6 protein-coding genes, 2 tRNA genes and 1 pseudogene are annotated in these 10,342 nt (G+C 59.3%); 5 read left to right on the forward strand and 4 right to left on the reverse strand.

Annotation, left to right across the window (positions count from 1 at the left end; genetic code table 11):
* Together ACIOZM_RS30360 and ACIOZM_RS30365 are read left to right on the forward strand one after the other, a co-directional pair.
* A partial coding sequence (locus ACIOZM_RS30360; RefSeq protein WP_401221068.1) for an adenylosuccinate synthase occupies positions 1-1,031 on the forward strand: 1,031 nt, incomplete at its 5' end.
* Between the two features lie 139 nt (positions 1,032-1,170).
* Positions 1,171-3,105, forward strand: coding sequence for a methyl-accepting chemotaxis protein (locus ACIOZM_RS30365; protein ID WP_401221071.1), 1,935 nt, complete (start codon positions 1,171-1,173; stop codon positions 3,103-3,105).
* A gap of 90 nt (positions 3,106-3,195) precedes the next feature.
* On the opposite strand, the gene ACIOZM_RS30370 is transcribed toward ACIOZM_RS30365, so the two are convergent.
* The 4 genes from ACIOZM_RS30370 to ACIOZM_RS30385 form a co-directional block, all read right to left on the reverse strand.
* Positions 3,196-4,761 carry an ABC transporter permease gene (locus tag ACIOZM_RS30370; RefSeq protein WP_401221074.1) on the reverse strand — a complete coding sequence of 522 codons (1,566 nt, stop codon included), beginning with the start codon at positions 4,759-4,761 and terminating at the stop codon, positions 3,196-3,198.
* Positions 4,761-5,771 carry an iron ABC transporter substrate-binding protein gene (locus ACIOZM_RS30375; RefSeq protein ID WP_401221076.1) on the reverse strand — a complete coding sequence of 337 codons (1,011 nt, stop codon included), beginning with the start codon at positions 5,769-5,771 and terminating at the stop codon, positions 4,761-4,763. Before ACIOZM_RS30375 ends, ACIOZM_RS30370 begins: the two co-directional genes overlap by 1 nt.
* A gap of 210 nt (positions 5,772-5,981) precedes the next feature.
* A tRNA-Leu gene (locus tag ACIOZM_RS30380) sits at positions 5,982-6,068 on the reverse strand.
* A gap of 180 nt (positions 6,069-6,248) precedes the next feature.
* A tRNA-Leu gene (locus ACIOZM_RS30385) sits at positions 6,249-6,335 on the reverse strand.
* Positions 6,336-6,560: 225 nt separating this feature from the next.
* On the opposite strand from ACIOZM_RS30385, the gene rnr reads away from it, so the two are divergent.
* The 3 genes and pseudogenes from rnr to ACIOZM_RS30400 all read left to right on the forward strand — a co-directional run.
* Positions 6,561-9,203, forward strand: a complete 2,643-nt coding sequence (rnr, locus tag ACIOZM_RS30390; protein ID WP_401221079.1) for a ribonuclease R — start codon at positions 6,561-6,563, stop codon at positions 9,201-9,203.
* Positions 9,200-9,967, forward strand: coding sequence for a 23S rRNA (guanosine(2251)-2'-O)-methyltransferase RlmB (gene rlmB, locus ACIOZM_RS30395; RefSeq protein WP_123530785.1), 768 nt, complete (start codon positions 9,200-9,202; stop codon positions 9,965-9,967). The genes rnr and rlmB overlap by 4 nt, the downstream gene beginning before the upstream one ends.
* A gap of 305 nt (positions 9,968-10,272) precedes the next feature.
* A pseudogene (locus ACIOZM_RS30400) lies at positions 10,273-10,342 on the forward strand (30S ribosomal protein S6); the annotation flags it as partial.

Below are 10,342 nucleotides of genomic sequence, written 5' to 3' on the forward strand. Positions count from 1 at the left end.
TGGAAGAGAAAGGCGTACCGGTGCGTGAGCGCCTGCGTATCAGCCCGTCCTGCCCGCTGATCCTGTCCTTCCACGTAGCGCTGGACCAGGCCCGTGAAAAGGCCCGTGGCGAGCTGAAGATCGGTACTACCGGTCGCGGCATCGGTCCGGCGTACGAAGACAAGGTCGCACGTCGTGGTCTGCGTGTTGGCGATCTGCTCAACATGCCGCGCTTTGAAGACAAGCTGCGTGAATTGGTGGAATACCACAACTTCATGCTGGTCGGTTATTACAAAGAGCCAGCCATCGACTACGACAAGACCCTGGCCGAGTGCAAGGAATACGCTGAGCTGCTCAAGCCGCTGATGCTCGACGTGACTGCCGAGCTGCACGACCTGCGTCGCGCTGGCAAAGACATCATGTTCGAAGGTGCCCAAGGCTCCCTGCTGGACATCGATCACGGTACCTACCCGTACGTGACCAGCTCCAACACCACCGCTGGCGGCGTTGCTACCGGTTCGGGTGTTGGCCCGATGTTCCTGGATTACATCCTCGGCATCACCAAGGCTTACACCACTCGCGTAGGTTCGGGTCCATTCCCGACTGAGCTGTTCGACGAAGTCGGCGCGCATCTGGCCAAACAAGGTCACGAGTTCGGCGCCACCACCGGCCGTGCACGTCGTTGCGGCTGGTTCGACGCAGTTATCCTGCGTCGCGCTATCGATGTGAACAGCATCTCGGGCATCTGCCTGACCAAGCTGGACGTACTCGACGGTCTGAAAACCATCAACATCTGCGTCGGCTACAAAGATGCGGAAGGCAAGGACGTCGCTCCGACTGACGCTGACAGCTACGTGGGCCTGCAGCCTGTGTACGAAGAAGTGCCAGGCTGGACCGAATCGACCGTCGGCGCCAAGACTCTGGAAGAGCTGCCAGCTAACGCTCGTGCCTACATCAAACGCGTTGAAGAGTTGATCGGCGCGCCGATCGACATTATTTCGACGGGCCCGGATCGCAACGAAACCATCGTTCTGCGCCATCCGTTTGCTTGATAAGTCGTTGATGTAAAAAACAAAGGCCCCTTAATCGGGGCCTTTGTCGTTTATGCCTGTTGGACGGCATGACCTTTGCTGTGAATCTTCCTACAAGAGTGCCATCAAATTAATGGCGTCAGAAGTAGAGGTATTCACAGTGTCGGCCGTTCTCTCACTGTTACAAAGCCGTTTATTGCGCCCCGTATTCGTTACCCTTGGTATCGCCCTTTTGGTGCAGGTGCTGGTAGCCGTTGCCCTGACACGGAGCACGGTCACTGCACTGGAAGCCGATCTCGGCACTCGCCTGGGCGCTGACAGCCAGAAGCTCTCGGGCGAACTGGAGCAGGCCGGGCGTGAAGTCACGTCGAGCCTCGACAGTTTGTCGTCGAGTACGCGACAGCGCCTTACTGCTGGCCTGTCCTCGCGCTTGAAAGACGAGCAGGCGCAGCTGCGGGCGACTCTGGAAAAAGACCTCAAGGACTCGGCCAATGACATGGCCCAGTTGCTGGCTTCGGTTGCGCCCCGCGCCATGTGGGACAGCGACGTTCCGACCCTGTCCGAATTCGCTCGACGCGCCCAGCGCAATCCCAACGTGTTGTTCGTGGTCTACGACGATGCTACCGGGCAACACCTGACGCGCTACCTCAATCGCGAAAACCCGATCAACAAGGCCCTGCTGGAAAAGGGTCAGGGCGAGCGCGCGTTGGATAAAGTGCTGGATGCGGCGAAGCACGATCCGTCGGTCTACTACCTCGAAGCCTCGATCAATCCCAATGGCGTGGAAATCGGCAAAGTGCTGATGGGCGTTTCCACGGCTTCGGTGGAAACCGATCTGGCGGCGCTCGATCAGCGCTTCTCTGCATTGATTGCCAGCAGCGATCAACTGGTTGGCGACAGCCTCAAGGGCGCAGCCGCCGACAGCGCCACGGCGATGCGCGCGCGTCTGCAATCGGCACAATCGACTGCTGCCGAAATGAAGGCCAACACCACCAGTACCGTGCAGGATGCGGCGGCGACATTGCGCTGGCGGATCGGCATGGGTCTGGCACTGGTCGGTTGCGGCGTATTGCTGTTGCTGGCGGTGGTGCTCGGGCATCGCGTGGTCAATCGCTTGAAGATGCTCAACGCAGCAATGGACGATCTCGCGGCGGGCGAGGGCGACCTGACCAAGCGTGTGCAGATCAACAGCAAGGACGAGATCGGCGACATGGCCTCGGCGGTCAATCGCTTCGTGGATAAGTTGCAGCCGATTGTGCGTGAGGCGGGTGATGTGGCGCAGCGTACCGGTGTGGAAATCGGCGCAATGACCCTGCGCAATGCCGGCGCCGATGCGGCGGCCGGGATGCAGCGTGATGAAGTCGCGGAAAGCCTGCGTGCACTGTCGCAAATGGCGGACGAGGCGCAGTCGGAAAGTCATGCGATGCAGGCTGCGCTGAAGCAGGTGGTCGATATTCGTCAGGCCACCGACGAGAACACGCGCACGTCAGCCAAGGTTGGCAGTCTGATCGAGGCGCTGGCCGGGCAGGTCGACACCGGGTCGAAAGTGATCGAGCGGTTGGCGCAGCAAAGTGAGCAGATTGAAGTGGTGCTGACGGTGATTCACGGCATCGCCGAGCAAACCAACCTGCTGGCGCTCAACGCAGCCATTGAAGCGGCGCGAGCGGGTGAGACCGGTCGTGGCTTTGCGGTGGTGGCGGACGAAGTACGAGCGCTGGCGAGCAAGACGCAAAGCTCTACGGGCGATATTCAGGCGCACATCGTCGCGTTACAACAGGGCGCGCGTGAGGCGGTTGAGGCCATCGGGCAGGCCGGGCGTCAGGCCAACGAAGGTTTGCTGGTGTTGCGTGACAGTGCGCGGTTGCAGCAATCGGTGCAGGCGTCGGTCGAGCAGGTACACGCGGCGATTGGTCTGGCGACTCAGGCTGCAGCGCATCAGGCGCAAGGGGCGCAGGCTGTTCGTGGGCGGGTTCAGACGATACATGCGCAGGCCGAGAAAGCGGCTCAGGCGGTGGTGGAAACCACGGCCAGCGGCAAGGTGCTGGATGGCTTGGCGGCGCAGTTGAAAGCAAGCTTGGGGCAGTTTCGGGCCTGATATCGTCTCGGCTGGCCTCTTCGCGAGCAGGCTCGCTCCCACTTTTGACCGCGGTCTCATGTGGGAGTGAGCCTGCTCGCGATTGCGATGTCAGCGACTCAGATACATCCTGGTTGTTAGCAGATAAACCGGCAACCCCGACACCACAATCAACAACGCCGCATAAGGCGCCGCCGCCGCAAACTCGACGTTCGCGGTATGCGCCCAAACCTCGGTCGCCAGCGTGTTCAGCCCGGTCGGACTGAGTAGCAGCGTCGCAGTCAGTTCCTTCATCGCATCGAGGAACACCAGCGCAAACGCCGCGCCCAGCGCCGGGAAGATAATCGGCAGCGTTACCCGGCAAAACGCCGTAAACGAGGACGCGCCAAGCGTCCGCGCCGCCTCTTCCAGTTGCGGTGCAGCCTTGTTCAGTGCCGTACGAATCGGCGCCTGAGCCAAAGGCAAAAACAGCAGCGCATAAGCGATCAGCAATAACGCTGAAGTCTGATACAGCGCTGGCACGTAATGCAGGGCGAAATACACCAGCGTCAGCGCAATCACCAATCCCGGCAGTGCATGCAGCAGGTACGGCAAGCGCTCAGCCCAGATCGCCAGTTGTCCTTTGTAGCGAACCACCAGCAAGCCGACCGGCACCGCCAGCACCAGACACAGCGCCGCCCCACCCAGCGACAGCGCCAGCGACGACAGCAATGCCTCGGTAATCGCTGCGACCGGGAACGCTGCGGACGAACCCACTGCCAGCCAGTACGCCAGCATGCCCAGCGGAATCCCGCTGCCGATAATCGCCAGCGTCAGGCAATACAGCTGACCGGCAGCCGCCCATTTCCCCAGCTTCACTTGCTCGGCCCGCCGCGCCGCGCCCTGGCCAATCCGCACATGACGACCTTTGCCGCGAACCCGCAGTTCCAGCCATAACAGCACCAGACACAGCGCCAGCAACACGGCAGACAGCATCGCCGCGTTGGCGTTGCTGAATTCCAGTTCGAATTGCTGATAGATCGCGGTAGTGAAGGTTTGCAGGCCGATGATCGACAGTGCGCCGAACTCCACCAGCATGTGCAGGGCAATCAGCAGCGAACCGGCCAGCAGTGATGGCCAGAGCAGGGGCAGGGTGACGCGGAAAAATACGCCCCAGCGGTTCTGCCCCAAGGTACGTGCCGACTCTTCAAGAGACGGGTCGAGATTGCGCAGGGTCGCCGCAACCGGCAAAAAGATCAGTGGGTACTTCGACAGGCTCATCACCAGAATCGCCCCGCCGAGGCCTTCGAACTGCGCGCTCAACGAAACCCAGGTGAAGCTGCTGACGAACGCCGGTACCGCGAACGGCAGGCACAGAATCACGCCCCACAGGCGCCGTCCCGGCAAATTGCTGCGTTCCAGCAACCAGGCCAGCGACAGGCCGATCACGCCGCACGTCAGCGTCACGCCAACCATCAAGGCCAGTGTATTGCGCAGCAGGCCGAACACATACGGGCGCCACAACAAGTGCAGCGCCTCGGCCCAACCGGCCTGCCAGGCTTTCAGTCCGACATAGGCCAGCGGCAACAGGCTCAATACCACCAGTAGCAAAACCGGCAGTATCAGCCAGATCGACGGTCGCTTGCGCCGTGGCAGGTAACCCCCGCGCTTGGCGGGGGCGGATAACGATGCCGTCATCAGTTCAAGCCAACTTCACGTTCCAGGTCCAGCGCTTCTTCGGCATTGCCGAGATCGGCTGGAGTGACTTTCGGTGCTTCCAGTTCGCTGAACGGCTTGAGCCCGCGATCCGATTCCATGCCTTTGTGCAGCGGATATTCGGCGGTGGTCTGAGTGATTACGCGCTGGCCTTCTTCGCTGGCCATGTAGGCGAGGAATTGCTGAGCTTCTTTCGGGTGTTTGCTGGATTTCAGCACCGCAGCGCTGGACACGGTGATCAGCCCGCCGACGTCGCCGCCAGTGAAGTAATGCAGTTTGGAGTCCAGCTTGCCTTTCTCGCGTTGCAGGGCGAACCAGTAATAGTTGTTCACCAGCACAGTGGCGACTTCGCCGTTTTCCACTGCTTTGAGCGCAACCATGTTGTTGCTGTAGGTTTTGCCGAAGGCGCGCAGGCCGGTCAGCCATTCTTCGGCGGCGTCACGGCCGTGCATCTTGATGATCGCTACGGCTTGTTCCTGAAAGGCACCGCTGGTGGGTACGAAGCCGACCTTGCCTTGCCATTTTGGATCGGAGAATTCCATGACCGATTTCGGCAGGTCTTTTTCATCAACCAGTTTCGGGTTGAAAGCGACCACACGAACCCGCGCAGTCACGCCGATCCAGGTGCCATTACCGGCTACATATTCTTTTGGCAGGACGGCGAGCGTCGCATCATCGGTCTTGGCCAGCAGACCCTGTTCGCCCAGTTTGTTCAGAGGCGGGGATTCTTCGGTGTAGATCACGTCGGCAGGGGAGCGATCACCTTCTTCGACGATCTGGCTGGCGAGCTGATTGCTGCTGCCTTTACGTACGTTGACGTGAATACCGGTCTTGGCTTCGAAGGCTTTGGCGATCGCGTCGCCGACTTCCTTGTGTTGACCGTTGTAGAGAGTCAGGGAAACCGAATCGGCAGCCTGGGAGAGGGGAGTGGCGAGTGCCAGGCCGAGCAGGGTGAAGGTCAAGCCGCGGCGCAGGGTATTTCGAAACATCATTCGCAGGGTTCCTCACTGTCGCATTGCAAAAACTTGCAACAATGATAAACGATATTGTTTCTCAGATGCGCCCTGAGGAGGGTCTGGATTTGTTAGTGATGGAATGTGCCACAGGAGATGGGGGGTCTTTGAGTTTCTGGAAGGCAGAAACGCAAAAACCCGCTTTCGCGGGTTTTTGTGAAATCCAGGGTCGTAACCCTGAATTTGAATTGGTGCCCAGAAGAAGACTCGAACTTCCACGACCGTAAGGTCACCAGCACCTGAAGCTGGCGTGTCTACCAATTTCACCATCTGGGCATTCATCGCTAGCGTTGCCGCTGTTGATGTGGCGCACTATACGGAGCGCTTTTTGATCTGTAAACCCCTGATTTAATATTAATAAATCAGTTTTAACAAAAGCGTTCCTTAGAATGCAAAAAACCCGCTTTCGCGGGTTTTGTGTGAGTCTTGAAACTGATCTAGTCTCAAGCTCTAAATTGGTGCCCAGAAGAAGACTCGAACTTCCACGACCGTAAGGTCACCAGCACCTGAAGCTGGCGTGTCTACCAATTTCACCATCTGGGCAGCATCGGCAACGTTTGTGCGTCGTCGATGGCGCGCACTATACGGAGCGTGTTTTTAACTGTAAACCCCCGTCGCGCAAAAAAATGATTTTTTTTACCAGCGGTCTTTAAAACGGCTGTGAAACGTCGATACAGAGCTTTAGATGGGCCTTTATAGTCTGAAATTTCCCGTTTGATGGCGCCTATGCCAAACTAACCCGCATATAGACAAGGTGAAAACTCTCTAATGGCCGATTGGCAGTCCCTCGATCCCGAGGCCGCTCGTGAAGCGGAAAAATATGAAAACCCTATACCCAGCCGCGAACTGATCCTTCAGCACCTTGCTGATCGGGGTTCGCCAGCTGCCCGTGAGCAACTGGTCGAAGAATTTGGTCTGACCACAGAAGACCAGGTCGAAGCCCTGCGCCGCCGCCTGCGTGCCATGGAGCGCGACGCTCAGCTTATTTACACTCGCCGCGGTACGTACGCGCCGGTGGATAAACTCGACCTGATCCTCGGCCGCATCAGCGGTCACCGTGACGGCTTCGGTTTCCTGGTGCCGGACGACGGTTCCGACGACCTGTTCATGAGCCCGGCGCAAATGCGTCTGGTGTTTGACGGTGACCGTGCGCTGGCGCGGGTTTCCGGTCTTGACCGTCGCGGTCGCCGCGAAGGCGTGATCGTCGAAGTCGTGTCCCGTGCCCACGAAACCATTGTAGGTCGCTACTTTGAAGAGGGCGGCATCGGTTTCGTCGTTGCCGACAACCCGAAGATCCAGCAAGAAGTGCTGGTCACCCCGGGCCGCAACGCCAATGCCCAGATCGGCCAATTCGTTGAAGTGAAGATCACTCACTGGCCGACCCCGCGCTTCCAGCCTCAGGGCGATATTGTCGAAGTTGTCGGCAATTACATGGCGCCGGGCATGGAAATCGACGTTGCCTTGCGCACCTACGATATCCCGCACGTCTGGCCTGAAGCCGTTCTGAAAGAAGCGGCCAAGCTCAAGCCGGAAGTCGAAGACAAAGACAAAGAGAAGCGCATCGACCTGCGCCATCTGCCGTTCGTCACCATCGACGGCGAAGATGCCCGCGACTTCGATGACGCGGTCTACTGCGAAGCCAAGCCAGGCAAGCTGCGCCTGTTCTCCGGTGGCTGGAAGTTGTACGTGGCGATTGCCGACGTTTCCAGCTACGTGAAGATCGGTTCGGCGCTGGACAACGAAGCCCAGGTTCGTGGCAACTCGGTGTACTTCCCCGAGCGCGTAGTGCCGATGTTGCCTGAGCAACTGTCCAACGGCCTGTGCTCGCTGAACCCGCAGGTTGATCGTCTGGCCATGGTTTGCGAGATGACCATCTCCAAATCCGGCGAAATGACTGACTACTGCTTCTATGAAGCGGTGATCCATTCCCACGCTCGTCTGACCTACAACAAGGTCAGCGCGATGCTGGAAACGCCGAAAGCCACCGAAGCGCGCAAATTGCGTGGCGAATACACCGACGTCGTGCCGCACCTCAAGCAGCTCTATGCGCTGTACAAAGTGTTGCTGGCCGCTCGTCACGTGCGTGGCGCGATCGACTTCGAAACGCAGGAAACCCGAATCATCTTCGGTACCGAGCGCAAGATTGCCGAAATCCGCCCGACCACCCGTAACGACGCGCACAAGCTGATCGAGGAATGCATGCTGGCGGCCAACGTGGCCACCGCAGAGTTCCTGAAAAAGCACGAAATCCCTGCGCTGTACCGCGTTCACGCCGGTCCGCCGCCGGAGCGTCTGGAAAAACTGCGCGCCTTCCTTGGTGAGCTTGGTCTGTCCCTGCATAAAGGCAAGGATGGCCCGTCGCCGAAGGACTATCAGGCATTGCTGGCGAGCATCAAGGACCGTCCGGATTTCCATCTGATCCAGACCGTCATGCTGCGCTCGTTGAGCCAAGCGGTGTACAGCGCTGAAAACGACGGCCACTTCGGTCTGAATTACGAAGCCTATACCCACTTCACCTCGCCGATCCGTCGCTACCCGGACTTGCTCACGCACCGGGCAATCCGCAGCGTGATCCATTCGAAACAGGACACCCCGCACGTTCGTCGTGCTGGTGCGATGACCATTCCGAAAGCGCGTATCTATCCGTACGACGAAGCGGCGCTGGAGCAACTCGGCGAGCAGTGCTCGATGAGCGAGCGCCGTGCCGACGAAGCGACCCGCGACGTAGTGAACTGGCTCAAGTGTGAGTTCATGAAAGATCGTGTGGGCGAGTCGTTCCCGGGTGTGATCACTGCCGTGACCGGTTTTGGTCTGTTCGTCGAGCTGACCGATATCTACGTCGAAGGTCTGGTGCACGTCACCGCGCTGCCGGGCGACTACTACCACTTCGATCCTGTGCACCACCGCCTGGCCGGTGAGCGTACCGGTCGTAGCTTCCGTCTTGGCGATACCGTTGAAGTGCGGGTCATGCGCGTCGATCTCGACGAACGCAAGATCGACTTCGAGATGTCTGAAAAAACCATCAGCGCACCAATCGGTCGTAAAAAGCGTGGCGCTGAAACCTCGGCACCTGCGGCGAAAACCGCAGCAAAATCCGCAGCAGAGCCGGCACCGGCAAAAGCCGCTGGTCGTCGTCCTGCCAAGGAAAAAGCTCCCGAGGCTTACCGCCCGAGCGATGCCGTGGCGAAAAACGCCGAGCTGCGTAAAAGCCGCGAAATGAAGAAGGCCTTGCTGGCCGATGCCAAAGGCGGTGGTAAAGCGGCGCCTGGGGGAAAGACCGGGCGGTCGGCGCCTGAAAAGGCCTCCGGCAGCAAGCCAGCAAAACCGAGCAAACACCGTAAAGGCCCGCCAAAAGCGGGTTCTGCTCCAGCCAAAAGTGGCGGGGCACGTAAACCGAAGGCGAAGTCATGAGTCAGTTGGAAAAAATCTACGGCGTTCACGCAGTAGAAGCGTTGCTGCGTCATCACCCGAAACGCGTCAAGCAGATCTGGCTGGCTGAAAGCCGCAACGATCCGCGCGTGCAGACCTTGATCGAACTGGCCAACGAGAATCGTGTCCAGGTCGGTCAGGCCGAACGTCGCGAAATGGACGCCTGGGTTGAAGGCGTGCATCAGGGCGTGGTGGCGGACGTCAGTCCTAGCCAGGTCTGGGGCGAGGCAATGCTCGACGAATTGCTCGATCGTACCGAAGGCGCACCGTTGCTGTTGGTGCTCGACGGCGTGACCGACCCGCACAACCTCGGCGCTTGCCTGCGTTCGGCGGATGCTGCCGGTGCGCTGGCAGTGATCGTGCCGAAAGACAAGTCCGCTACCCTGACGCCAGTCGTGCGTAAAGTGGCTTGCGGCGCGGCGGAAGTGATTCCGTTGGTCGCGGTAACCAACCTGGCGCGCACTCTGGAAAAACTCCAGCAGCGCGGTTTGTGGGTTGTCGGCACGGCGGGTGAGGCCGAGGTCAGCATCTATGACCAGGACCTGACCGGCCCGACCATCCTGATCATGGGCGCTGAAGGCAAAGGCATGCGTCGCCTGACTCGCGAACATTGCGACTATCTGGTGAACCTGCCGATGGCCGGTAGCGTCAGCAGCCTCAACGTATCCGTGGCAACTGGCGTGTGCCTGTTCGAAGCGCAGCGTCAGCGCGGTGCGAAAGCCAAGGCTTCTGCCAAGAAGTCCTGACCCGAACGCGATTCAAATGTGGGGGCGAGCCTGCTCGCGATGGCGCAGTAACATTCAGCATCATTACTGAATGTGAAGGCCAATCGCGAGCAGGCTCGCTCCCACAGTGTCATGTTTCAGGGCGAAGTCTGGTGTTGTTCAAATAATCACCAATTGCCTTGCACCTCCGCAGTCCCTTCTCTACAATTGCGCCCCTTGCTGTGACGGCAGGCACCGAGGTGCCCATCGCCAGCAAGTCCATAAGTGTCATTCACTCCTTGTCTGACCGTTTTTGAACGGCAGGCTACAACCCGTAAGGAGCATTCATGCGTCATTACGAAATCATCTTTTTGGTCCACCCGGATCAAAGCGAGCAAGTCGGCGGCATGGTTGAGC

The organism is Pseudomonas sp. NPDC087346 (genome assembly GCF_044744235.1).
Lineage (GTDB): Bacteria > Pseudomonadota > Gammaproteobacteria > Pseudomonadales > Pseudomonadaceae > Aquipseudomonas.